We start from the raw sequence: 23,657 nt of genomic DNA, 5'->3' as shown, positions 1-23,657 counted from the left end.
CCAGATCACCTCTTGCCGCGCGTTTCTCTTGACGATCTCCTACAGCAGTTTTACAGCCTGCTGTTTCGACAGCCCCAGCGCCTGGATGCCAAGCTCCAGCGCCTGCTCGGCGAAGACGTCTGCATCCGCCCAGCGTGCGTCGCTATCAACAACCTCCGACAAGGTCTCGCTCACCACTCGCAGATGGCAGAGTCGCGGCTCGGCCGGATCGGCAGCGGATTCGCTACAGACATAAAGCCTGGGCTCGCGCTGACCATCCGGCACAAAGGCAAGAATATAGCGATACGTGCGCGCATCCGGACTTTCAATCTCGCTCAGCAGTGTCGCTGAATAGTCCCCAATCTGGTAGCGCCCTTTAGGAATCGCCGTTTTGATCGTTGGCCGATCTTGCATCCTTCGCCTCCCAGGTCGAAATCAAGGAATCATCACCCACCGGCCCCATCACCACGCCAGCGCTCACGAACATAACGCATCACAGGCAAGACCAAATAGCTCAACAGGGCACTGAGCAGCGCCAGCCCAACCACCACTCGCCCCGGCCAGAGCGCATCCGGGTAGCCGCGCCCGGCCAGAGCCAGGGCAACCGCCATGATCACGGCCAAAGTCACCATCGCCAAATGGATACTGGTGTCGGTGATGCCCCAAGGCAAGCGCCTCGCAAGCCCCACCCCCAGCCAGGCGGCTAGCAGACCGCCCGCCAGTCCGGCGGCCACGTCTACCGGCCAGTGCACCCCAAGCGCGACCCGACTCAGGCCAGCGAGCAGCGCCAGCAGCAGAAACAACAGCCGCCACTTGCCCCTACGCGCATGGTAGATGAGTACGCCAAAAAAGACCCCGGCCGTCACACCATGGCCAGACGGAAAGCTGTGATGGCGATGGCCAGGGCCGATGAGCTGAAAACTGCCGGACTCCAGCACAGCCGGCGGTCGCAGGGCATCGACCAGCGGTTTTAGCCCCCGCGCATAGGCCGCGCCCACCAGCGCCGCACAGATCAGCACCCAGAACACTCGCGGATGCCGGCGCGCGAAAAAGAGCGCCAGAGCGAAGGCCAGATGTTCGTCACCCAAGAGCGTGAGGTTCTGCCACAGCCAGGACGGATAATCCCGCGACCAGGCGTTCACCGTGCCGAAGCCCGCATGATAGCCGCCCATCAGGAACAGCCCCAGCGCCAGCAGCGCGAGGGCTAGCACGGCAAGCAGCAACTCGCGCGCGGCGTCGGGATTGGTGCTCGGATCGACCTCAAGCCCCCGCTGCAACGCGGTCTTGAGATCGCGCCCAAGAAAACCGAGCAAGCCTTCAGCCATGATCCGGCACCTCGGTGGCCGTTGGACGCTCGCCAACCCGCACCAGAGCAACAGCGCCTCGCTGGTAAAGCGTCTCGAGCTGCTCTGGCGGATAAAGTTCCCGCAGGCGTTCGAGCTTATCGATGCGCAGAAACACCAGATCCCCAGGCTCGGGGTCGCGATCAGGCGTGATCGCCTGCCGATACACACTAAAGCTCGGCATACTGGTGTGATAAACCACCGTGGGCGCGTCGAGCTGACGCGCCAGTAATGCCGCCTCCTTGACTGGCGCCTGCATCACCTCGAACACTCGCGGCACCAGCAGCCCGTAAACCACCAGAGTCTGAATGACCCCGGCCAGCACCACCCGCTGCCAGAGTGCAACCCGATGGGCCAAAAACAGGCCGATCAGCAGCGCCAGCGCCGAGAGGATGCCCAGCACATAGAAACCATCAAGCACCTCCCGGCCCAGCTCGAAAAGCGCGATTTCATGCAGCCTGTTGGCCTGCTCGGCCAGCGGACCGAGCACCAGCGGCAGTGCCAGTAACACCAGCACAAGAACCACCGCCGGCAGCAATGCCAGCCAGCGGTTACGCAGGCGTTCGCGATAGCGCGCGAGCAGGATAAAGAGCGGCGTGAGGCCATAGACCAGATAATGCGGCAGCTTGGTGCTAGAAAAGGAGAACACCAGCAACACCGTCAAAAACCACAGCAGCAGGAAACGATCAAACGGATCGACCCAGATGCGCCGCAGCGCCGGCAGCACTGCCAACAGCCAGCCGCTAAAGGGCAGAATCACCAGCGGCAGCATGGCGAGATAATAGCCGGGGAATCCCTCATGGCCATGGATAACACCGCCGAAGCGCCCGAGATTGTGCTTTAAGAAAAAGCTCTGGAAAAATCCCAGGCCGTTATCGAGATAAATCGCCAGATACCAGGGCGCCGCCACCGCCAGAAACACCAGCCAGCCGCGCGGCTCGAACACCGCACCCAGCCAAATTTTGACCTCCCGCCAGCCCATGGTCAGCGCATAGAGCAGGCTGACGACGAGCGGAAAGAACACCGCCACCGGACCCTTGGTCAGGAAACCCAGGCCCAGCCAAAGATACACCCGCCACAGCAGTCCGCGCGCCCGGGGCGAGTCCGCAAGTCGCGCGAGCCGGTAGCGATAGACATCAAAAAAGGCCAGAGCGATGAACAGATTCAGCACCGCATCGGCCACCGCCGCCTTGCCGATCAGGCCGATCTCAAGCGACAACGCCATCACCAGCGCGGCCGCGGTGGCTGTTTCTGTATCAAGGCGCTGGCGCACGAACAGCCACAGCGCCAGCAGCCAAAGGCTCGCGGCAATGGCCGAGGGCAGCCGCAGCGCGAACTCATTGAGCCCCAGCAACGCCACCGAGCCGGCCTGCAACCAGTAGATCATCACCGGTTTGTCGTAGCGCGGCTGGCCGTTCTTATGCGGCGTGATGAAATTGCCGCTCGCCAGCATCTCCCGGGTCGCCTCGGTAAAGGCACCTTCGTCTAGGTCATAGAGCGGCGAGCCGCCGAGTTGCCAGAAAAAGACAAGCCAGAGGATGAGGGGCAACATCCAAGGCGACACCAATAGCCCATCGAGCAAGCGTAGACGGAATGCCAAGTGTGAACTGTTCATTGTCCCTCCATCACCACAGCCTCCAGCAGACCGCCATTAACGCGGCAATTTCCAGCCAGGCTGAGTGCCAGAATCGTCCGGCAAAATACCGTAGTGCGTGCGCCGCGACGAGGCAAAGAAGGTACGCACCAGCATCTCCGCCAGCACACCCGTGGTTAGGAGTTGCACCGAGGCGACTAGCAGCAGGATGGCAACAAACAGCAGCGGACGCTGACCGATGTCATCGCCTAAGACAAACTTAACCACCAGCAAATGCGCCATCAACAGCGACCCAAGAGCGCCAAAACCAAGCCCAATGGAGCCAAAGAAATGTCCCGGCCGCGCACCAAAGCGCAAAAAGAAAAAGGCCGAAAGCAGATCAAGCAGCACGCGAAAGGTGCGCGAGATGCCATATTTTGACTGACCGAACTGCCGCGCCTGATGGCTGACCACCGTCTCGCCAATGCGCGCGGGCGAGGTCACAGACGCCACCCACACCGGGATGAAGCGGTGCATCTCGCCATACAGACGCACTTCTTTGATCACATCGGCACGATAGACCTTGAGCGAGCAGCCATAGTCATGCAGGCGCACCCCCGTGACCTTGCCAATCAGCCGATTGGCGATGCGCGAGGGGATTTTGCGGATAATGAGCGCATCCTGTCTGCGCTGGCGCCAACCTTGCAGCAGGTCAAGATCGCGATCAATTAATTCATCAAGCAGACGCGGAATCTCCGCCGGGTCGTTTTGCAGGTCGCCGTCGAGGGTGGCGATAAAGGCCCCGCGCGCGGCATCGAAGCCCGCCTGCATGGCTGCTGTCTGACCGAAGTTGCGGCGCAAGCGGATCACTCGGACATGCTCGCCATAGTGTGCGACAGCCTGTTCAAGCCGCGCCGGGGTCTGGTCGCGACTGCCGTCATCAACCAGAATGAGCTCCCAAGGATGCGAATACTCGGCCAGACCCTGATGCACGCGCTCGAGCAGAGGCGCGACATTCTCGGCTTCTTGATACAGTGGAATAACGACCGACAGGGAGCGGTCGGCTGGCGGCTTGGCTGGCGACGGGGATTGCATGGATGGAGCCTGTGCGAAAACTTGGAAACCGGCACCGATGCCGGGGCGCAGAGTATAGCGCAAGTTCCGCACGGGGCTGCCGATGGCCCTGGGGTACCGGCTTGCATTGGGTCAGGCCCAAAACCGGTCGCTCTATTTGTGATCGGTATGGCTCAGGGCAAAAGATTCCGCTTGCGGTGAACGGCCCGACCTAGGGAAAATGGCAAGCTAACGATTGGGACAACAATCGGGACCAAAATCAATAGGGACGAGGATTATGATGAAGAGCCACCGAAGCATGAAAGGAGCCGTCAACAAAGACATTATTCTGGCCGTGGTCGCAGCCGCCGCAGGCCTAATGTCCGGCCCAACCCTTCAACCCATCATTATCGGCAGTCTCCCCGAGATCAGCTGGTGGACCATTGGGTCCATGATCCTGATCGCCTCGCTGGCCCTGCCCGGGACCCTGGTGGTGCTGTCGATGGCAGAGCGCTACGGTGCCATGGCGCTAAGCTGGACGGCGTTCTTGCTGCTTGGGGTCTTTTTCCTTGCCGCGAGCACCTCCTCGCTGGCCCTGGCCGCCAGCCCCGCCTGGACCATCCCCTCCTCCTATCTGCTGGCCGCATGGGGACTTGGCGTTCTCCTCAGCGTTACCCTGCTGAAATGGTGGTTGGCACGGATCGTCGCCAAGAAAGCCGCGAACGCCAAAGCCTCTGCAGCCACGGCTCCACCGGAGCATTAGAATCGGTCCGGCCCTTGGCGCCGGAAAGGAACCCCTGATCGGTGCGCAGGTATCGACGCACAGGTGTCGAAGCGCAGGTAATCGATCACACAGTTAAGGGATAAATCACGCCATGCTGCGTCGCATTCTGCTCGTTCTCCTCGTCGTCGCCATCGTCATCGGTGGCCTGGGCTTTTTGAAATATCGCCAGATTCAGGGCGAAATTGCCATGTTCTCCCAACCGCAGCCGGCAGCCACGGTTGCCGCCACGCGGGTGGAGGCCATGACCTGGCAGCCAGAGCTGCACGCTGTCGGCTCGGTGCAGGCGGTGCAGGGGGTCATGGTCAGCAACCAGGTACCGGGACAGATCCAGCAGATTCTGTTCGACTCCGGCGATATGGTGGAGAAAAACCAGGCACTGGTTCAACTCGACACCGAGGTCGACGAGGCCGATCTGGCTGGGCTGGAAGCCGCGCGCAGCCTGGCTGAGACCCAGCTTGGCCGCAACCGCCGCCTGCTGGCAGATCGCGCCGTGTCCCAGGGCGATTTCGATGAGGCCAGTTCCCGCCTGCAACAGACTGAGGCCGAAGTGGCCGCCAAGCGCGCGTTAATTGAAAAGAAAACCATCCGCGCGCCCTTTGCCGGTCAGCTCGGCATCCGTCAGGTCGATCTTGGTCAGTATCTAGCCGCCGGCACCAGCATCGTCGCGCTGGAGGCCCTCGATCCCGTCTATGTCGACTATGCCCTGCCCGAGCGCGAACTGGCGCAACTTGCCGTCGGACAGGCCGTGGCAGTGCGGGTCGCGGCCTATCCGGATGAGTCCTTCCCCGGCACCATTCAGGCCATCAGCCCGGCGGTGGATCAGGCCACGCGCAATGTCCAGGTGCGCGCGCTGCTGAAGAATACCGACCATCGGCTGCGGCCCGGCATGTTCACCAAGGTCGCCACCCTACTGCCCAAACAGGACCAGGTGCTCACTCTGCCGCGCGAGGCCATCACTTTCAATACCTATGGCGATTCGGTGTTTTTGATTCTCGATGGCGAGGGTGAACAGGCCGGCAAACTGGTGGTACAGCGCCGCCAGATTCAAACCGGCGCGGTGCGCGGCGGACGGGTAGCCGTCATGTCCGGCCTTAAAGCCGGTGATCGGGTGGTGGCTGCCGGACAGGTCAAGCTGCGTAATGGCGCCGAGGTCCAAATCACCGAGGGCGACGGAGCCAGGCCCAAGGGACCCGGTGAACCAAGCAAAAAAAGGACCGCCGCAGCGCCAGACGCCGACGCATCCCAGGCTGACAGCGGAGACGCGTCGCAGTGAAATTCACCGATATCTTCGTCTATCGCCCGGTGCTCGCGAGTGTCGTGAGCCTGCTGATTTTCGTGCTCGGCCTGCGTGCCATCTTTGAGATGGAAGTGCGCCAGTTTCCGCTGACCCAAAACACCGTGGTCACTGTCACCACGGCTTATCCGGGTGCCAGCGCCGAACTGGTCAAGGGCTTTATCACCACGCCGCTACAGCAGGCCATCGCGCAGGCCGAGGGGATTGATTTTCTCAGTGCCACCAGCAGCCAGGGCGTGTCGGTGATTGAGGCCAATATGCGCCTGAATTACTCGGCCAATGATGCGGTGTCGGGAATTCAGGCCAAGGTCGCCAGCCAGCTCAATGTGCTGCCCGAGGCGGCGCAAAATCCGGTGATTGATTCCACCACGGGTGATACCACGGCGCTCTTGTATCTCGCCTTCTACAGCCGTGAGATGTCCCTGTCGCAGATTACCGATTATCTGATCCGGGTGGTGCAGCCGCAGTTGCAGGCGCTTGAGGGGGTTGCTCAGGCCGAGATTTTCGGCAATCAGACCTTTGCCATGCGCGTGTGGCTCGATCCTGATCGCATGGCGGCGCTCGGTATTTCCGGCGAGCAGGTTGCCGCTGCCCTGCAAGCCAACAATTACCTGGCCGGCATCGGCCAGTTGCGTGGCGACCTGGTGCAGATTGATCTCAGCACCACCACAGACTTAAGCGATGTCGAGGACTTCCGCCAACTGGTCATCCGCGAAGAAGGCGGAACGCTGGTTCGCCTCAATGACATTGCCACAGTGGAACTCGGCCCGGCCGATGACAACTCCCAGACGCTCTACAAGGGCATCCCGGCCATTTTCATTGGCATCGAGCAGGCACCAGGTGCCAATCCGCTCACCGTTGCCGAGCGCGTACATGAGTTGCTGCCCAGCCTGGAGGCGCAGTTCCCCGAGGGGCTCGAAGCGCACATTCCTTACGATGCCAGCGAATTCATTGAGGAATCCATCCGCGAGGTCTTCACCACCCTGGCCGAGGCGGTGTTGATTGTGCTCTTCGTGATCTTCCTGTCGCTGGGCTCGATCCGCGCCGCGCTCATTCCATCCCTGGTGGTGCCGCTGTCCATCGTCGGCGGTGCTTTCCTGATGCTGCTGATGGGCTTCTCGATCAATCTGCTCACCCTGCTCGCCATGGTGCTGGCTATCGGCCTGGTGGTCGATGACGCCATCGTGGTGGTCGAAAACGTCCATCGCCATCTGGAAATGGGCAAAGACGGCATCACCGCCGCCGTAGATGCCGCGCGCGAACTCGGCTTGCCGATTCTCGCCATGACCACCACCCTGGTCGCCGTCTATGCACCCATTGGCTTCATGGGCGGGTTGGTCGGTTCGCTCTTTACTGAATTTGCCTTCACTCTGGCCGGCGCAGTGCTGATCTCAGGCGTGGTGGCCTTGACCCTTTCGCCCATGATCGCCGGGCGGGTGCTGCATTCGAGCGAGGACTCCTCGCGCTTCGAGCACCTAGTCGAGCAGTTCTTTGCCTGGCTCGCGCGCATGTATGGCCACGCCCTGGCGAGCTGGCTCAAATACCCGGCGGTGACTATTCTGGTGGCGCTGGTGGTGATCGGCGCCATCTACGCCATGTATGGCATGACCAAAAAAGAGCTGGCGCCCACTGAGGATCAGAGCATTCTGTTCGTGATGGGTAACGCGCCCCAGACCGCGACCATCGATTACGACGTGCGCTATGTGCGCCAGATGCAGACCATTTTCGAGACCTTCCCGGAATATCAGGAAAGCTTCCTACTCGCCGGTTTTGGCGGTGATACCACCATGACCTTTGGCGGTTTCAAGATGTCCCCGCCTTCGCAGCGCGAGCGCTCGCAGATGGTCGTGCAGCCGCAACTACAGGGCGCGCTTGGACAGATTACCGGCCTGCAAACCGTCGCCTTTCCGCGTCCCAGCTTGCCGACACCGGGTAATGGCATCCCGATCGAGTTTGTCATCCTCTCCGACAGCGAGATCGAGGAGATCAACGGCTTTGCCGATCAACTTCTGGGCACCGCCATGGCCAGCGGCAAGTTCATGTTCCTGCAAAAGGATGTTGAATACGCCCGCCCGCGCACTGTGATTGAAGTCGACCGCGATCTGGCCGGGGATCTCGGCATCAGCATGCAGGCGCTCGGGCGCAGTCTGGCGGTGATGCTCAATCAGGACTATGTGAACTGGTTCAGCCTGGAGGGCCGCAGCTATAAGGTGATCCCGCAGGTGGAGCAAAGCACCCGTGCCACCACCGAGCTTATCGAGAATTACCACATACCCACCGCCAGCGGCGAGCTGATTCCGCTCTCGACCCTGGTCAGCCTGCGCAATGAGGTAGTACCGTCCAAACGCACCCAGTTCCAGCAGTTGAATTCTATCGCCCTGTCTGGCGTGATGATGCCCGGGGTGTCGCTCGGGGATGCGCTGAGTTATCTGGAACAACAAGCCACCGATATTTTCCCGCGCAATCTGCGCTGGGACTTCAAGGGCGAGTCGCGCCAGTTCAAGACCGAGGGCGGCGCGCTGGAGGCAACCTTCTTCCTGTCGCTGCTGATCATCTATCTGGTCCTGGCAGCCCAGTTCGAGAGTTGGCGCGATCCCTTCGTCATTCTGATGTCGGTGCCGCTGTCCATCGCCGGAGCCATGGTGTTTCTGTTTCTCGGTTTTGCCAGCATCAACATCTACACCCAGGTGGGGCTGATTACCCTGATCGGCCTGATCGCCAAAAACGGCATTCTGATTGTCGAGTTCGCCAATCAACTACGCGAGCGCGACGGTCTGGATAGATCCGCTGCCGTGCAGCAGGCCTCGGCCATTCGCCTGCGCCCAATTCTAATGACCACAGTCGCCATGCTGGTGGCCATGATTCCGCTGCTCACCGCCAGCGGCCCAGGCGCGGTCAGCCGCTTTGACATCGGGCTGGTGATTACCGCCGGTCTGGGCATTGGTACGCTTTTCACCCTCTTTGTAGTGCCGGCCGTTTATGTGCTGATCGCCGCACCGGATGCTGGCACCCGCCACCCTGTCGATGCGCATCCAAGCCCCCCGAGCCAGCCCGCCGATGGCGCCACCGGCGCGCTCGCCGCTTAGCGCCTGGCCAACAGACCCTTTTCCCCAACCCGAAATAACCGACGCCCATGTCCGCTGGGTATAATGCGATCACCTTCGCTAGAACAAACAGATTCGCACCATGATCCAAGGACGCATGAACAGCCTCTTGAACCTGATATCCGCCGCGCCCAGGGTCGGCTTGCACTCGCTGCTGCTAACCCTCGCACTCTTGCTGCCTGCAACACCGGGTCTGGCTCAGGCCCCGCTCAAGATAACGGGCAATTACCCCGGTTATGTCTCCATGGGCCCCTACCTGATCGTCAATCTGGCAAGCGAGGATTCCGCCAAGTACCTGCGCGTAGAGATGGACTTTTATGTGCTTACCGCCGCTGATAACGACGTCATACAGCAACACAGCGTCGCCATCCGCGACCGACTCATTACTCTCTTTGGCGGGCGTGACATGGAGGCACTGCAAAGCGTGGAAGGACGCGAGAGCCTGCGCAAGGAAACCCTGGAAGCGCTGCGCGAGACTCTGAGCCGCATGGCCGGTAACCCGGCAATCCAGGACCTTTACTTCACCGCCTTCATCATGCAGTAAGTGCGCGACTGGCAACCAAGTCGGCGGCAGGGCAACTTGTTCTCGCCCTGCCCCGCCAAGCATGGCATCACGCACGCATGAGGACGATCACATCAGCAAAGCCGTCACCGCCAACAAATGCTCACAGCAAACCACGCCTGAGCCAAAACACCAGGCGCGCAAGCGCTTCGGTCAGAACTTCCTGCATGATCCATTCATCATTCAGCGTATTCTCGCCGCCATCGCCCCCAAGCCGGACGATGCCTTGGTCGAAATCGGCCCTGGCCAGGGCGCGCTTACCCGTGGTCTGCTCGCCGCCGGCGGCCGCCTCGACGCCATTGAACTCGACCGCGATCTGATCGCGCCACTGCACCAGCAATGCGCCGGCTGCGGCGACTTGCATCTACACCAGGCCGATGCGCTGCGCTTTGATTTCACCGCCCTGCGCCCAGGCCACCCGCTGCGCATTATCGGCAACCTGCCCTACAACATCTCCACGCCGCTGCTGTTTCACATGCTCGACCAGGCCCAAGCCATCGCCGACATGCATCTGATGCTGCAAAAAGAAGTCGTCGAGCGCATTGTTGCCGCCCCAGGCAGTAAAGCCTATGGGCGCCTGTCGGTCATGGTGCAGAGCCGTTGCCAAGCCGAGTGGCTGTTTCACATCGGCCCTGGTGCTTTCAAGCCAGCACCACGAGTGGACTCCGCCCTGCTGCGTCTGCGCATCCCAATCTCTGCGCCCGTCAGCATCGCCAATCCACCGCATCACGCTAGCCTGGTCGCGGCGGCATTCGCGCAACGGCGCAAGACCCTGCGCAACAGCCTGCGCCAGTGGATTGAGCCACTTGCCTTCGAGCAGGCAGGCATCGATCCGGGCGCACGCGCCGAAACTCTGGGCATTGAAGATTTCGCCCGCCTTTCCAACCAGGCTTGCAATCCCGGGGATAAACCCTGAGATTTGCGGGCTTAACCCAAACCGGCCGCAAGCTGGAGAGACTGCATGCATCATCAGGACAGTGACGGCGAACCGACGCCGGATTCCGCCGCACCCGAGCAGGACAAGCCCGAAAACAAGGCGGCGCCTGAGCCGACTGAGAACAGCGACGAAGCCAGCGGGGAAGAAAGCGGGCAGGACTCCGAGCAGAACGACGCCGAGCATGATGGCCTCGATACTTTGCTCGAAGACATGCTGCCGCTCGCCATGGTCGAGAAACTGGCCGAAAAGCTGCCCAAGGCTCTGCGCGAAGAGTTCTTGAAAAGAATGGGCCGCGAAAAGATGGCTATCGAGCATACCGACAACGAAGACCAGGCTGAGTCTGCGACCGAGTCGGAGGATGACGACGAGAACGGGACGACCTCGAGCAGTAGCGCGAGCGGTGGCAAGCTGGCGCGCGCCCGCGATGTGATGCCCACGCGCATTCCGCTGCTGCCGGTCGCCTCGCGCCCCTTCTTCCCCGGCCAGGCGGTGCCCCTGCTGATGGACGCCGGCCACTGGGGCCGCACTATCGAGACCGTGGCCGAATCCGACCACAAAATCATCGGCATTGTGCTGGTCAACAGCGAGACCTCGGAGTCGGCCAAGGTCGAGAACTTCCGCGAAATCGGCACTGCCGCGCGCGTGCACCGCGCGGCAGAATCCGAGGGCAAACTGCAAGTGCTGGTCGAGTGCCTGCAACGCTTCCGCATCAACAAGTTCACCCGTCGGCGCGCGCCCTTTGCCGCCCTGGTGGATTACCTGCCCGAGCCGGCCCCGGTGCCGGAAGACGAGGTCAAGGCCTATGCCATGGCCGTCATCAACACCATCAAGGAGTTGCTGCCGCTCAATCCGCTCTATGTCGAAGAACTGCGCATGTTCCTCGACCGCTTTGGCCCAGATGATCCCTCGCACCTGGCCGACTTTGCCGCCAGTCTGACCACCTCCACCAAAATCCAGCTCCAGGAGGTACTCGAAGCCGTACCGCTGATGAAGCGCATGGAGAAGGTGCTGGTGCTGTTAAACAAAGAGCTTGAGCTCGCTCACGCCCAACAGACCATCCGCCAGTCGGTTGAGGAGCGGATGCAGAAAACCCAGCGCGAGTTTTTCCTCCGCGAGCAACTCAAGGCCATTCAAAAAGAGCTGGGCATCGCCAAGGATGATCGCACCGCTGAGGTCGACCGCTTTAAGGATCGATTAAAAAAGCTCACCCTGTCCGAAGAAGCCCAGAAGCGCGTCGATGAGGAAATGGACAAGATGTCCATTCTCGAGACCGGCTCGCCCGAGTATTCCGTCACGCGCAATTATCTCGACTGGATCACCCTGCTGCCCTGGGGTCGGCATTCAAAAGACAAGCTCAACCTCAAGCGCGCCCGGCGGGTGCTGGACCGTGACCACTACGGCCTGGAAGATGTGAAAGATCGCATTCTGGAATTCCTCGCCGTCGGCATCATGAAAGGCGAGATCGCCGGCTCTATCATCCTGCTGGTCGGCCCGCCCGGTGTGGGCAAAACCTCCATCGGTCATTCCATCGCCGATGCGCTGGGGCGCAAGTTTTATCGCTTCTCGGTCGGCGGCATCCGCGACGAGGCCGAAATCAAAGGCCACCGCCGCACTTACATCGGCGCCATGCCGGGCAAGTTCTTGCAGGCGATGAAAGAAGCCGGTACCGCCAATCCGGTCATCATGCTCGATGAGATCGACAAAATTGGCGCGTCCTATCATGGCGACCCGGCCTCGGCCCTGCTTGAGGTGCTCGACCCCGAACAGAACAACGATTTTCTCGATCATTATCTGGATTTGCGCTTCGATCTCTCCAAGGTGCTCTTTGTTTGCACTGCCAACCAGACCGACAGCATTCCCGGGCCCCTGCTTGATCGCATGGAGGTGATTCAGCTCTCCGGCTACATCGCCAGTGAAAAACTGGCCATCGCGCGGAAATATCTACTACCGCGCCAGATCGACAAAGCTGGCCTGGACCGCGACACCCTCAAGCTGGACACCAAAACCCTGCGTGCGCTTATTGAGGGCTATGCGCGCGACGCGGGCGTGCGCCGGCTGGAAAAGCAGCTCGGCAAGATCGTGCGCAAATGCACGATCAAGCTGCTCGAAGACGCGCCCAGGCCCATTACCGTCACCGAGGCGGATCTCAAGGACTATCTGGGCAGCCCGGTCTTTCGCGACGAGCGCAAGCTCTCCGGCCCCGGCGTGGTCACGGGTCTTGCCTGGACTGCCATGGGCGGCGCCACCCTTTCGATTGAGGCGCAGTGCACACACAACTTCACCCGCGGCTTCAAGCTGACCGGTCAACTCGGCGACGTGATGAAAGAGTCCGCCGACATCGCCTATGGCTATGTGGTCAGCCACGCCAAAGAATTTGGCGCCGATGTGGCCTTTTTCGAAAATGCCTTCATCCACCTGCATGTGCCCGCCGGCGCCACCCCCAAGGACGGCCCCTCAGCCGGCGTTACCATGGCCACCGCCTTGATCTCCCTGGCCCGAGCGCAGCCGGTGAAACGCCTCGCCATGACCGGCGAGATCACCCTGACTGGCGAAATCTTCCCCGTCGGCGGCATTCGCGAAAAGCTCATTGCCGCCCGCCGCGCTGGTATTAAGGAGATACTGCTGCCCGAGGATAACCGGGGCGAGTTCGACGAAGTCCCCGAGCATGTGCGCAAAGGGCTGATCATTCACTTCGTCAGCCGCTTCACCGAGGTGCCCATGCTGGTCTTCCGCGGCCTGCAATAAGACGCTGCGCTATTGGTCTGGTCGCTGTCGAATAATGCGCAGCGCAGGTTATGACTCAGGCTCAGCGTTGCAGGTCTGCGAGGCACAGAGCCAGTGACTGACGCCAGTCGGGCAGCGTCAGACCGAAGGTGGCGTGGAATTCATGGGTGTCGAGCACCGAATAGGCCGGACGCGGCGCGGGAGCCGGATACTCGGACGTCGGAATGGGCAACACCTTGCATTGCAGGCAACTGGCGTCGCGAATGGCCTCGGCAAAGCCAAACCAGGAGGTCGCTCCACCACTAGTGACATGGTAAAGCCCTTGATGCTTGCGCAGATCCAAATCACCGCGAAAAGCGCGATAGAGAACCTGCGCGGTCACCTCGGCCAGCATGCGGCTCCAGGTCGGCGTGCCGATCTGATCCTCGACCACCCGCAACTCGGGGCGCTCGCGAAACAACCGCAGCATGGTCAGCAGAAAATTACTGCCGCGCACGCCATAGACCCAGGCAGTGCGCAAAATCAGCGCCGTCGCGCCTGAGTCGAGCAAGGCCCGCTCCCCGGCCAGCTTGCTCTGACCATAAACACTGCGCGGCTCAGCCGGGTCATCTTCGCGATAAGGCCGATCCGTGTCGCCAGAGAAGACAAAGTCGGTTGAATAATGCACCACCGGAATCCCCGCCTCAGCCGCCAACTGACCAATGAGCGCGAGCGCATCACCATTAATGGCCATGGCCACCTCAGGCTCGCTCTCAGCGCGATCAACCGCAGTATAGGCCGCCGCATTGATCACCGCGTCGGGTCCGGTCTCGGCAAACAGCCGCCGCACCGAGGCGGCATCAGCCAAATCGACCGCCGGGCCATGCACGCCACCAAGGGAGGCGGCAATGACTTGCCCGACAGGGGCCAGGGTACGGCACAGTTCCCAGCCGACCTGACCGTCGGAACCGAGCAGAAGAAGACGTGGAGTATCGGGCGTCGCCATGGCAATCCTGAGTGGCTGGTGGTGCTTGGCTGCTGGATATAGCAACCGCGAATTAATGGTTTTGGGTCGAGTTTGCGAAGGGTTTCGGTATAGCGCCGAAAGTTGAACAAAACTATAGCGCGTTTGGCCATGGCTTGACAGCCGCGGGGGTCTGCCTCAGCGCGCATCTTCGTGCTATTTGGAAGCTTGTGAGAGAACCGCGTCAGAGACTCATCAATCGCAGAATTTCTTGAGATAATCCTCATACTCCGCGCGCTTGTGGCGCAGCCGCTGACCCTCGGCGGGACGATAACCGGCGCGCAGCTTGCGATTGGCCTGTTCGAGTTGCTGTTCTTTCTTCCAGCATTTTTCCGCTTGGCGGCGATCCGCCGCATCCTCTTTGCGCGCATCGCTGCTGGCTTCATCCGAACCACTGGCGCTCCGCGTTTTCGGTTTCTCCTCCGCGAAAACAGCGGATGGGTCTGGCGGTATCCAGCCACTGGGGCGATCATCAATCTCCAACAGCTGACTCTCGTCACGGCCATGACACGGAAATTGGCGAAACTCAATGCTCCCATCGGACATGGTGCAACGATAGACATTGGGCTCGTCGGCGCGCGCCGGCGAGACGCCCGCCAGACCAGACAAGACGCCAGCGGCCAACGCGCAGACACAAGAGATTAAGCGCAATATCCTAAAAGTTTGATGATTGAGCATCCTGTTCTCCCTGGCTAAATGACTCTCCATCCGCTACGACGCGCGCGATGCGAGACAAGGCCAAGCGTCCCCAGCAGACGCTCCGACGCTTCTGATGATGCTCTATTGTGGACTTTCAGAGTGCTTTTGTATACCGCTAGCTTGCAATCCGTCGAGACACGAATTGCTAACAATTCTAGAATAGCCGGTTAGCCTTCCGACACTATCTTTTCTGAGCGACAGAGGTTTCAGCATGCAAAGTCTTTACATCGCCGGCGCCGGGTCTGGCAGCGGCAAGTCCGTGGTCGTGCTTGGCTTCATGGAGATGCTGACCGCGATCAATCAGCGCGTCGGGTTTTTTCGCCCCATCGTCAATGGCAATATCGATGACGACAATCTAACCACCCTGATCCGTCATCGTTACGATCTGCCCTTCGCCAGCGAGATGCTCTATGGATGCAGCGCCGGACTCGCCAGCGAGTTAGTGGCGAGTGGCCATTATGACGAACTGCTCAAGCTGATTCTCAACCGCTTCAAGCTGTTGGAGGAAAAATGCGACCTGGTGCTGTGCGCCGGGACGGATTTCGACGGCCTGGTGCCCTCGCTGGAATTCGACTTCAACGCCGACCTAGCGAATAACTTTGGCTGCACCATCGTGGCCGTGGTCAAGGGTTTCAGTCACGGTCAGGAGGAAACCCTCAACTCGGTGCAGCTCGCACATGAGTCGCTTATTAACCGCGGCGGCGACTTGCTTGCCACCGTGGTCAATGGCGTCCATCCCGATCTGGTCGACACCGTGCGCCGGCGCGCGCGCGCGGCGGTTCCTGAAGCCGAGACCGTCTATGTGCTGCCCTTTATGAACACCCTGTCGCAACCGACCATTGGCGAAATCGCCAAAATGCTCGGCGCCGACTGGCTCGCTGGCGAAAGCGACGGCTACAGCCAGGTGGTGACCAACTACAAAGTTGCCGCCATGGAGATTCCGGATTTCCTCGGCTATGTCGAGGACGGCTGCCTGATTATCACCCCGGGCGACCGCAGCGACATCATCCTTGCCAGCCTGTCAGCAGACGCCTCGGCCAACTTCCCCCGCGTGGCCGGACTCTTGCTGACCGGCGGTCTGAAACCGGCCGAGCATGTGCAGCGGTTGATCGACGGTCTGCGCCGCAATAAGGTGGCCATGCTGAGCGTCCCCGCCGACACCTTCACCACGGCGCTGGGCGTGTATCGCGTGGAATCCAGTATCCTGGCTGGCGATGAACGCAAAATCGCCGCAGCCCTGGGGCTGTTTGAGGACCATGTCGAGGTGGCCGATCTGCGCCAGCGCATCTCCAAGCATCATTCGGTGCGAGTCACCCCGCTGATGTTCGAATACGAGCTGATTCATCGCGCCAAGTCCGAGCGCAAACGCATTGTGCTACCTGAGGGAACTGATGAACGCATCCTGCGCGCGGCCGAAATTCTGACACTGCGCGGCGTGGCCGACCTGGTCCTGCTGGGCGATCCGGACAAAATTCGCCGTCGCATCGGCGAACTGGGCTTGCAGCTCGATGACATTGCCATCATCGACCCGGTCAATTCACCCGAGCGCGATCAATACGCCAATGTGTATTTCGAGTTGCGCAAGCACAAGGGTATCTCGCAACAAATGGCCCATGACGCGCTCGAAGATGTCAGCTACTTTGGCACCCTGATGGTCCATGTCGGCGATGCCGACGGCATGGTCTCAGGCGCCGCGCACACCACCCAGCACACCATTCGCCCCTCCTTCGAGACCATCAAGACCCGCCCGGACACCAAGCTGGTCTCCAGTGTCTTTTTCATGTGCCTGGCTGATCGGGTTCTGGTCTATGGCGACTGCGCGGTCAATCCCAATCCAAACGCCGAGCAGCTAGCCGATATCGCCATCACCTCAGCAGGCACTGCGGCGGCCTTTGGCGTCGAGCCCCGGGTGGCCATGCTGAGCTACTCCACCGGCGCTTCCGGCAAGGGCGAGGATGTCGAGCGGGTGCGCGAGGCAGTGGCCATTGCCCGAGCGCGCCGCCCAGACCTCAAGCTCGACGGTCCCATTCAGTACGATGCCGCCGTCGACGCCGTAGTCGCGCGCTCAAAAATGCCGGACAGTGAAGTCGCTGGCAAGGCCACGGTGTTTATTTTCCCCGATCTCAACACCGGCAATAACACCTACAAGGCCGTGCAGCGCAGTGCCGGCGCGGTGGCCATCGGCCCGGTGCTGCAAGGCCTGAACAAGCCCATCAACGACCTCAGCCGCGGCTGCACGGTGACGGACATTGTCAACACCGTCGCCATCACCGCCATTCAGGCGCAACAGGCATCCGCCAAGCAAGGCAGCGGCGCGCAAACGCCCGCAGACTCGGCAACACCATCCCCAGCACAGAAGGCCACCGCATGAAAGTTTTAGTCCTGAACGCCGGCAGTTCGTCAATCAAATTCCAACTGTTCGAAATCGCCGGCTGGTCGGTGGTCGCCTCCGGCAGCATCAGCCGTATCGGCGAGGACGACGCCCTGCTCAACTTCCGCTGGGTGGATGGCAAAGGGCAATCCCAGCAGCTCGACCAGCATCATCCCATCGCCAGCCATCAAGCGGCACTGGAGCGAGTCGTGGCTCAATTGCGCACCACCGGCGCCCTGGCCGATCTGACCGAGCTCCACGCGGTTGGGCATCGAGTGGTGCATGGCGGCGAGGCTTTTCATGTGCCAACCCTGCTTGATGAAGATGTCATTGACGCAATTCGCCAAATGATTCCGCTGGCACCGCTGCACAATCCGGCCCATCTCGATGGCATCCTGGTGGCGCGTGAACTCTTTCCCGGAGTGCCGCAGGTGGCGGTCTTCGACACCGCCTTTCACCAAACCATGCCGCGCACGGCCTACCGCTATGCCATTCCGGATGCACTCTATCGCGAGCATCAGGTGCGCCGTTATGGCTTTCATGGCACCTCCCACGCCTATGTCGGCAAGCGCGCGGCAGCCATGCTCGGGCGCTCCTTTGATCGCAGCAACCTCATCACCCTGCACCTGGGCAATGGCGCCAGTGCCACCGCCATCCGCAACGGCAGCAGTGTGGATACCTCCATGGGCATGACACCGCTCGAAGGCCTGGTGATGGGCACCCGCTGCGGCGATATCGACCCTGCCGTGCTGCTCTACCTGATGCAGCATCTGGAGATGGACCATCAGCAGATCGACCAACTGCTCAATCGCCAGAGCGGCCTGCTCGGACTCTGCGGCGTCAACGACATGCGCGAAATCCATCGCAGAATCGAAACCGGCGACGCCAAGGCCGAACTGGCCCTAGGGATCTTCTGCCATCGCCTGAAAAAGTACATTGGCGCTTACATGGCGGTGCTAGGCGATGTGCACGCAGTGGTCTTCACCGGCGGCATCGGCGAAAACGACGCCGAGACCCGCACACGCACCTGCGCTGGACTTGAACGAATGGGCATCGAGCTGGACGAAGCCGCCAACTACGCCGAGACCCGAAGCGAGCGCATGATCAGTGCCGCTGACAGTCCAGTCAAGGTCCTGGTCATTCCGACAAACGAGGAGCTGGAGATCGCCCAGCAAACAGTTGAGGCCGTGGGCTAAAGACCGCCAGGTCCGGCTGCACCAGGGTGTCGATCAGATCGTCGGCTTCGTCAGACTCGGGGCAGACGCACGTCGAAGGGCGCGGCATAAAGAAACCCTGACCTGATCGAGGTACTCGTTAGATATGAGCGCGACCTTTCATCATGGCCAACAGCAAGCAGGCAATCGTCGTCAATGGCGAGCGATGCCCCGATGTGGGCGGCTTTGCCTGCTGAGTCTGGTGCTCGCGATCAGTAGAGGCACGGGCACGGCCAGCGCCGCCACCAACGACATTTTCCCTGGCGACTACTACGCGATCAACCCCGGCGACAAGGTCTTCAGCCTGTATCTCTTTGACCGGGCCAACGTCGGCCCTTATCTTGGGGGCGAGCAAGTCGCCGACAGCAAGGTCAAGGGCCGGATTGGCGCGATTCGCGGTGTCTCGGCCTTCTCGCTCGCTGGCTTGACGGCAACGGCCGTGGCTGTCCTGAGCTGCGCTGATCTCAAACCCTCGTCCGCCGCCTTGGGAGATGTCATCGGATCGCACAGCACCGGCCTTGGCGATCTGCGCCTTGGTATGACCATCTGGCCCATCAATCATCGCCAAACCGCCAATTACCTCGGGGTCACCGCCATGGTCATCGCCCCGACTGGCCACTACATCAGCGATCAACTACTCAACTATGGTGAAAACCGCTGGCGTTGGGTGCTCGCTGGTGGCTGGCAGAAAGACATCACGCCACGCCTCCTGATCGAGCTCTCTCCAGAATTGACCCTCTATGGCGACAACCGCAACTATGCCGCTGGTCAACGCCTTGAGCAGGACCCGGCGCTCGCCCTGACCGGCTACCTGCGCTGGCGCCTCAACCCGTCGTTTCACCTGCACATTGGCGCGCAGCGCAACTGGGGCGGGGCCACCAGGGTCGATGGACTCGCGCTCAAGAATCCGCCCGAGAACACCCGGCTCAACCTGGGCTTGACTTGGTTCCTGCCGGGCAAGCAACAACTCATCCTGCGCCTAGCCGAGGAAACGCAAATCGAGAACGGCTTCCGCATCGAGCGCGAGCTGGCGCTGCGTTACCAGAAGGTCTTTTAATGTGACAGCAGAAACCTTCGACGCGCTCAAGGCCCGGCTCGCGCCGCTCTGTCACAGCACGCTACGACGCCAGTTCACCCAATATGTACCCTACACCGCTCGGCACGCGCTGGTCGAAGAGTTCACTCCAGAGGACAGCGAGGATCAGCTCTACCAGCTCGTCTCCGACGACCTCGGACGCGACAACCTCTTCGCCCTACCTCCGGCCCAGCGCACCCTCATGACCTTGGTCCTGCGCAAGCTCCTCGACTTTCGCCATCGCCGGCGCCTTGCAGACCATGGCCCGCCGTCTGAAACGGGATATGGCCGAACAAGAAAGCCTCTCCCTGGTCGATGAACTGGACCATGCAACTGGAACTGAGCTTCGAGATCAACGAGGCCATGACCACGACGCGCAAGAAGCTCCTCGAACACTTCGACGACGAGGTTCGCGAAAAGCTCAAGATTTGCGACCAAGACTCAAAGGCCATTCTCGGCCAGTTCGAGCGGCAACTCATGCGCCTCACGCGCCACGAACTGAACTGTCACGCCGAGTTTCAAGGCGAGGGCTGCTTCCAGCTCCTTACTGCCCCTTTCCCCGAGATTGCGCAAAAGACGCCCAAGGGCCTCTACGAGCTTCCCCGCCGCTCCGGCGAGGCCCACCTCTATCGCCTCGGGCACCCCTTGGCCAACGCCGTCATCCGTGCCGCCAAGGAGCGATACCTCGTCCCCGCCGAGATCGAATTCAGCTACGAGGCCCATGAGGGAAAGGTCACCATCCTCGAACCTTTCATCGGTCAATCGGGCTGGCTCAATGCCTCCCGCTTCAGCGTCGATTCTCTCGACCAGAGCGAGGACTACCTCATCCTCGCCGCCCAAACGGACAGGGGAGACACGCTCGACGAAGAAACCGCGCGTCGCCTCCTTTCGTTACCGGGCACTCACCTGCGCGACCTCTCCGAGCCCGCGCCACACAGCCTTGACGACATCACCCACAAGGAGCAGGCCCGCATCGGCCGCGACATCTCTGAGCGCAATGCCCAGTTCTTCGAAGCCGAGGCCACCAAACTCGACCACTGGGCCGACGACCTGAAGGTCGGCCTAGAACGCGAGATCAAGGACATCGACCGTCAGATTTCGTCGCCGAGACAGCCGACGCGATCTTCATGCTGGAACCAAAAAAGCGCACTGCGTTGAAAGATGCCGATGTGGTAGCGAAAAAGGATGCCGCCGAAAACTGGTGCAAAAACGCAACAAACTTCACCCTCAAGCACGGAGGCAAGCCCTGGATTTATCGACTCATTCCCCATGACACCATTTCCGAGAAGATGTCGGTTGAACACCTCGGGAAGGTTTTACTCGCCGGGGATTAAGGGCCTATGCTTGGCTGACCCTTGGCGTTGCCGCAGCAATCGCAGACAGGAGGCATGCTCCATGCTGACCATGATTGAAATCGAGATCGACCGGGACGGAAGGGTCCATCCGCTGGAGCCGCCACCCTTCCCCTTGCAGGGACGCGCCTATCTTGCCCTGCTGCCTGATCCGTCTGCCAACCATACCGTGACTGATGCTACCGGAGGGACTGCCGCCGAAGCCTTGGCCCTGCTTGCGTCCCCGCGCTTCGCCCAGCGCCCCGTCAGCGACCCAAACGAGGTGCAGAATCGCATTGCGGCGCTCCGTGAGGACTGGGAGCAAGATTGATGCGCCGTGCCTATCTCGATACCTGCATCGTGATCTACCCACTTACCAGCGCAGGGGGTCAGCCGAAAATGGAAAAAGCGGTAAAGCGTGGTCTGTTAGCGCTCTCCGTCTCGCTTTCCGCCGGAAACTGCGGTCCGCCCCGGTTTGGCAGTGTCGAACCTGCTGGATATTGGTAATAAGCTATAACCTCGGTGCGCGCTGTCGAAGAGGCATCGAAGGGGCTTTTCTAGTCCAAAACTTCCTGGTTTAGCTGCCGTCGCTGTCAGTCGCCTCAGCGGCGTGCGTTAGAGCTGTAAGAGCACCGCCAAACTTGACCGATTGGACCGCTGCATCGACACTTAAGTGGCAGAAACTCCACAGATCGGGAGGACCATGGAAGCAGAAATCCAAGAGTTTCGCGATCACATCAGCCGCTACCCGCCCTTCGATGGGCTGAGCGACGAGCTCCTCGACGAGGTGGCTGGCGCGGTGGAGATCGCTTATTTCAAGGCCGGCACCACCATCGCCGAACGCGACGGCCCGGTGCGGGCGCTGTCCTACATCCGCAGCGGCGCGGTGGAGGTGTACCGCCACAACGGCCAGCTTTCCAACCGTCTTGGCGAGGGCGACATCTTCGGTCAGCTCGATCTGCTGCGCGACCGCCAGGTGCGCTACCCGGTGCAGGCCATTGAGGACACCCTGATCTATCTGATCCCAAAGCCCGTTTTCGACCACCTGTGCGCCGAAGACGAGGAGTTCGCGGATTTCGTCGAGCTGTCCGGTTCCTCGCGGCTCAAGAGCACGGTGGAGCAGAGCCAGCGCAACAACGACATGATCGCCACACCGGTGCGTCGGCTCATCTCCCGCCTGCCGGTGATGATCGAGGAATCCGCCACCGTGCAGGAAGCGGCGCGCCTGATGACCGAGCACGATGTCTCTTCGGTGCTGCTGATCAGGCCCGGCGACGAGGAAGAGTCGGACCGCGTGTTCGCCGACGCCGATGGGCGGCCGTGGCTGCTGACGGGGATGATTACCGACAAAGACCTGCGCCAGCGCATCGTCGCCGAGGGACTCTCGACCCAGACCCCGCTTTCCAGCATCAGCCACGGCTGGCTCATCGCCATCCAGTCCAGCGAGTCGGTCAACGAGGCGATGTTGACCATGCTGCGCAACAATATTCAGCGACTGCCGATCCTGCACCGCCGCCGGCCCGTGGGTGTCGTGTACCTGTCGGACATCGTCCGCTACGAGACCAACAACAGCGTCTATCTGGTCAACAATATCTTCAACCGCACCTCGGTCAAGGCCCTGGCGCGTCTCACACCCGAGGTGCGGGCCTCTTTCTTGCGAATGGTGGACGAGGGCGCCAACTCGCGCATGATTGGCGCGGCCATGACGAGCGTCGGCCGCAGCCTGATGCGCCGCCTGGTGGAGCTGGCCGAGGCCGAGCTGGGGCCGCCTCCCGTGCCCTACTGCTTCATGGTGCACGGCTCCCTGGCGCGCAACGACCAGTCCATCACCACGGATCAGGACAACGCCATGGTGCTCCATGACGCTTTCGAGCCCGAGCGCCACGGGGATTACTTCAAAGCGTTGGCGCGATTCGTCAGCGATGGACTGAATGCCTGTGGCTACCCTTACTGCAAAGGGGGCATCATGGCCACCAACGACAACTGGCGTCAGCCGCTGGCCCGCTGGAAAGCGTACTTCCGCGACTGGATCGCCAAGCCTGATCCGCAGCGGCTGCTGCACAGCTCGATATTCTTTGACCTGGAAGCGGTTCACGGCGAGGAGCGTTTCGTGGAGGAATTACAAGACCTGATCGCCACCCAGGCCAAGGCCAGCCCGCGGTTCCTCGCCGCCCTGGCGCGCAATGCCCTCGGGCGCACGCCGCCGCTGGGCTTTTTCCGCACCTTCGTGCTGGAGCAGGACGGACGGCATAACAACGCCATCAATCTCAAACGCCGCGGCATCGCGCCCCTGAACGATGTCATCCGCGTCCATGCCCTGGGCGTGGGCTCCCGCGCCCAAAACAGCTTCGAACGGCTCGATGAGATCAGCCAGGCCGGGGCCCTGCCCGCCGGACAAACCGACAAATTGAGCTACACCCTGGAGTTCCTCTCCATCGTGCGCATGCGCCATCAGGCCCAGGAGATCAAAAACGACCACGAGCCAGACAACGCCATCCAGCCGGAGCATGTCTCGGATAGCGAGCGCCACAATCTCAAGGAAGCGTTTCAGATCCTGAGCAACGCCCAAAGCTTCCTGCGCTTCCGCTACCCCAGCCCGGGCCGCTGATCG

20 protein-coding genes are annotated in these 23,657 nt (G+C 61.2%); 14 read left to right on the top strand and 6 right to left on the bottom strand.

Going from position 1 to position 23,657, the window contains the following annotated elements; genetic code table 11:
* Positions 1-39: 39 nt before the first annotated feature.
* The 4 genes from Thiofri_RS11055 to Thiofri_RS11040 are packed head-to-tail and all read right to left on the bottom strand — an operon-like array spanning position 40 to position 3,990.
* Positions 40-393: a hypothetical protein gene (locus Thiofri_RS11055; RefSeq protein WP_009151459.1), complete on the bottom strand. Its 354-nt coding sequence runs from the start codon at positions 391-393 to the stop codon at positions 40-42.
* A gap of 32 nt (positions 394-425) precedes the next feature.
* On the bottom strand, positions 426-1,304 hold the full coding sequence (locus tag Thiofri_RS11050; protein ID WP_009151458.1) for a phosphatase PAP2 family protein: 879 nt from the start codon (positions 1,302-1,304) through the stop codon (positions 426-428).
* Positions 1,297-2,937, bottom strand: coding sequence for an ArnT family glycosyltransferase (locus Thiofri_RS11045; protein ID WP_009151457.1), 1,641 nt, complete (start codon positions 2,935-2,937; stop codon positions 1,297-1,299). The genes Thiofri_RS11050 and Thiofri_RS11045 overlap by 8 nt, the downstream gene beginning before the upstream one ends.
* Positions 2,938-2,973: 36 nt before the next feature.
* A complete protein-coding gene (locus Thiofri_RS11040) occupies positions 2,974-3,990 on the bottom strand; it encodes a glycosyltransferase family 2 protein (RefSeq protein ID WP_009151456.1) in 1,017 nt (338 codons plus the stop codon).
* Positions 3,991-4,267: 277 nt separating this feature from the next.
* Here Thiofri_RS11040 and Thiofri_RS11035 point away from each other — a divergent pair, with 277 nt between their 5' ends.
* The 6 genes from Thiofri_RS11035 (at position 4,268) to lon (ending at position 13,374) form a co-directional block, all read left to right on the top strand.
* The gene (locus Thiofri_RS11035) at positions 4,268-4,711 is read left to right on the top strand and encodes a hypothetical protein (RefSeq protein ID WP_040857666.1); all 444 of its coding nucleotides are present in this window, start codon (positions 4,268-4,270) and stop codon (positions 4,709-4,711) included.
* A 112-nt stretch (positions 4,712-4,823) separates the two neighbouring features.
* Positions 4,824-6,005 carry an efflux RND transporter periplasmic adaptor subunit gene (locus tag Thiofri_RS11030; protein ID WP_009151454.1) on the top strand — a complete coding sequence of 394 codons (1,182 nt, stop codon included), beginning with the start codon at positions 4,824-4,826 and terminating at the stop codon, positions 6,003-6,005.
* The gene (locus Thiofri_RS11025) at positions 6,002-9,112 is read left to right on the top strand and encodes an efflux RND transporter permease subunit (protein ID WP_009151453.1); all 3,111 of its coding nucleotides are present in this window, start codon (positions 6,002-6,004) and stop codon (positions 9,110-9,112) included. The genes Thiofri_RS11030 and Thiofri_RS11025 overlap by 4 nt, the downstream gene beginning before the upstream one ends.
* Positions 9,113-9,227: 115 nt before the next feature.
* Positions 9,228-9,674 carry a flagellar basal body-associated FliL family protein gene (locus Thiofri_RS11020; RefSeq protein ID WP_051024035.1) on the top strand — a complete coding sequence of 149 codons (447 nt, stop codon included), beginning with the start codon at positions 9,228-9,230 and terminating at the stop codon, positions 9,672-9,674.
* Positions 9,675-9,735: 61 nt separating this feature from the next.
* Entirely contained in the window at positions 9,736-10,608 is an 873-nt protein-coding gene (rsmA, locus tag Thiofri_RS11015) for a 16S rRNA (adenine(1518)-N(6)/adenine(1519)-N(6))-dimethyltransferase RsmA (RefSeq protein ID WP_009151451.1), read from the top strand.
* A 45-nt stretch (positions 10,609-10,653) separates the two neighbouring features.
* The gene (gene lon, locus Thiofri_RS11010) at positions 10,654-13,374 is read left to right on the top strand and encodes an endopeptidase La (RefSeq protein WP_009151450.1); all 2,721 of its coding nucleotides are present in this window, start codon (positions 10,654-10,656) and stop codon (positions 13,372-13,374) included.
* A 61-nt stretch (positions 13,375-13,435) separates the two neighbouring features.
* On the opposite strand, the gene rfbD is transcribed toward lon, so the two are convergent.
* Complete coding sequence (rfbD, locus tag Thiofri_RS11005; RefSeq protein ID WP_009151449.1) at positions 13,436-14,338, bottom strand: dTDP-4-dehydrorhamnose reductase; 903 nt, start codon at positions 14,336-14,338, stop codon at positions 13,436-13,438.
* Between the two features lie 213 nt (positions 14,339-14,551).
* Positions 14,552-15,034, bottom strand: a complete 483-nt coding sequence (locus Thiofri_RS11000; protein ID WP_009151448.1) for a hypothetical protein — start codon at positions 15,032-15,034, stop codon at positions 14,552-14,554.
* Between the two features lie 232 nt (positions 15,035-15,266).
* Between Thiofri_RS11000 and pta the strand changes: the two genes are divergently transcribed.
* The 8 genes from pta (at position 15,267) to Thiofri_RS10960 (ending at position 23,654) form a co-directional block, all read left to right on the top strand.
* A complete protein-coding gene (pta, locus tag Thiofri_RS10995; protein WP_009151447.1) occupies positions 15,267-17,426 on the top strand; it encodes a phosphate acetyltransferase in 2,160 nt (719 codons plus the stop codon).
* Complete coding sequence (locus Thiofri_RS10990; RefSeq protein ID WP_009151446.1) at positions 17,423-18,622, top strand: acetate/propionate family kinase; 1,200 nt, start codon at positions 17,423-17,425, stop codon at positions 18,620-18,622. The genes pta and Thiofri_RS10990 overlap by 4 nt, the downstream gene beginning before the upstream one ends.
* A gap of 124 nt (positions 18,623-18,746) precedes the next feature.
* Positions 18,747-19,697, top strand: coding sequence for a transporter (locus tag Thiofri_RS10985; protein WP_009151445.1), 951 nt, complete (start codon positions 18,747-18,749; stop codon positions 19,695-19,697).
* A gap of 1 nt (position 19,698) precedes the next feature.
* Positions 19,699-20,034, top strand: a complete 336-nt coding sequence (locus Thiofri_RS10980) for a hypothetical protein (protein WP_040857661.1) — start codon at positions 19,699-19,701, stop codon at positions 20,032-20,034.
* Positions 20,035-20,042: 8 nt separating this feature from the next.
* The gene (locus Thiofri_RS10975; RefSeq protein WP_143742053.1) at positions 20,043-20,873 is read left to right on the top strand and encodes a DEAD/DEAH box helicase; all 831 of its coding nucleotides are present in this window, start codon (positions 20,043-20,045) and stop codon (positions 20,871-20,873) included.
* A complete protein-coding gene (locus Thiofri_RS10970) occupies positions 20,843-21,049 on the top strand; it encodes a hypothetical protein (protein WP_143742052.1) in 207 nt (68 codons plus the stop codon). Before Thiofri_RS10975 ends, Thiofri_RS10970 begins: the two co-directional genes overlap by 31 nt.
* A gap of 61 nt (positions 21,050-21,110) precedes the next feature.
* On the top strand, positions 21,111-21,377 hold the full coding sequence (locus tag Thiofri_RS10965) for a hypothetical protein (RefSeq protein ID WP_009151444.1): 267 nt from the start codon (positions 21,111-21,113) through the stop codon (positions 21,375-21,377).
* Between the two features lie 372 nt (positions 21,378-21,749).
* Positions 21,750-23,654, top strand: coding sequence for a DUF294 nucleotidyltransferase-like domain-containing protein (locus Thiofri_RS10960; RefSeq protein ID WP_009151442.1), 1,905 nt, complete (start codon positions 21,750-21,752; stop codon positions 23,652-23,654).
* Positions 23,655-23,657 lie beyond the last annotated feature (3 nt).

This window comes from Thiorhodovibrio frisius, from assembly GCF_033954835.1.
In the GTDB taxonomy this organism is placed as follows: domain Bacteria; phylum Pseudomonadota; class Gammaproteobacteria; order Chromatiales; family Chromatiaceae; genus Thiorhodovibrio; species Thiorhodovibrio frisius.
This window is presented reverse-complemented; position numbering and strand designations above follow the sequence as displayed.

Excerpts from the sequence above, each read along its gene's own strand:
- Thiofri_RS11000 (WP_009151448.1), bottom strand. The coding sequence starts at position 15,034 with ATGCTCAATCATCAAACTTTTAGGATATTGCGCTTAATCTCTTGTGTC.
- Thiofri_RS11050 (WP_009151458.1), bottom strand. The coding sequence starts at position 1,304 with ATGGCTGAAGGCTTGCTCGGTTTTCTTGGGCGCGATCTCAAGACCGCG.
- rfbD (WP_009151449.1), bottom strand. The coding sequence starts at position 14,338 with ATGGCGACGCCCGATACTCCACGTCTTCTTCTGCTCGGTTCCGACGGT.
- Thiofri_RS10985 (WP_009151445.1), top strand. The coding sequence starts at position 18,747 with ATGAGCGCGACCTTTCATCATGGCCAACAGCAAGCAGGCAATCGTCGT.
- Thiofri_RS10960 (WP_009151442.1), top strand. The coding sequence starts at position 21,750 with ATGGAAGCAGAAATCCAAGAGTTTCGCGATCACATCAGCCGCTACCCG.
- lon (WP_009151450.1), top strand. The coding sequence starts at position 10,654 with ATGCATCATCAGGACAGTGACGGCGAACCGACGCCGGATTCCGCCGCA.
- Thiofri_RS11035 (WP_040857666.1), top strand. The coding sequence starts at position 4,268 with ATGAAAGGAGCCGTCAACAAAGACATTATTCTGGCCGTGGTCGCAGCC.
- Thiofri_RS10970 (WP_143742052.1), top strand. The coding sequence starts at position 20,843 with ATGCTGGAACCAAAAAAGCGCACTGCGTTGAAAGATGCCGATGTGGTA.
- Thiofri_RS10990 (WP_009151446.1), top strand. The coding sequence starts at position 17,423 with ATGAAAGTTTTAGTCCTGAACGCCGGCAGTTCGTCAATCAAATTCCAA.
- rsmA (WP_009151451.1), top strand. The coding sequence starts at position 9,736 with ATGGCATCACGCACGCATGAGGACGATCACATCAGCAAAGCCGTCACC.
- Thiofri_RS11045 (WP_009151457.1), bottom strand. The coding sequence starts at position 2,937 with ATGAACAGTTCACACTTGGCATTCCGTCTACGCTTGCTCGATGGGCTA.
- Thiofri_RS10965 (WP_009151444.1), top strand. The coding sequence starts at position 21,111 with ATGCTGACCATGATTGAAATCGAGATCGACCGGGACGGAAGGGTCCAT.
- pta (WP_009151447.1), top strand. The coding sequence starts at position 15,267 with ATGCAAAGTCTTTACATCGCCGGCGCCGGGTCTGGCAGCGGCAAGTCC.
- Thiofri_RS10975 (WP_143742053.1), top strand. The coding sequence starts at position 20,043 with ATGCAACTGGAACTGAGCTTCGAGATCAACGAGGCCATGACCACGACG.
- Thiofri_RS11055 (WP_009151459.1), bottom strand. The coding sequence starts at position 393 with ATGCAAGATCGGCCAACGATCAAAACGGCGATTCCTAAAGGGCGCTAC.
- Thiofri_RS11020 (WP_051024035.1), top strand. The coding sequence starts at position 9,228 with ATGAACAGCCTCTTGAACCTGATATCCGCCGCGCCCAGGGTCGGCTTG.
- Thiofri_RS11040 (WP_009151456.1), bottom strand. The coding sequence starts at position 3,990 with ATGCAATCCCCGTCGCCAGCCAAGCCGCCAGCCGACCGCTCCCTGTCG.
- Thiofri_RS11030 (WP_009151454.1), top strand. The coding sequence starts at position 4,824 with ATGCTGCGTCGCATTCTGCTCGTTCTCCTCGTCGTCGCCATCGTCATC.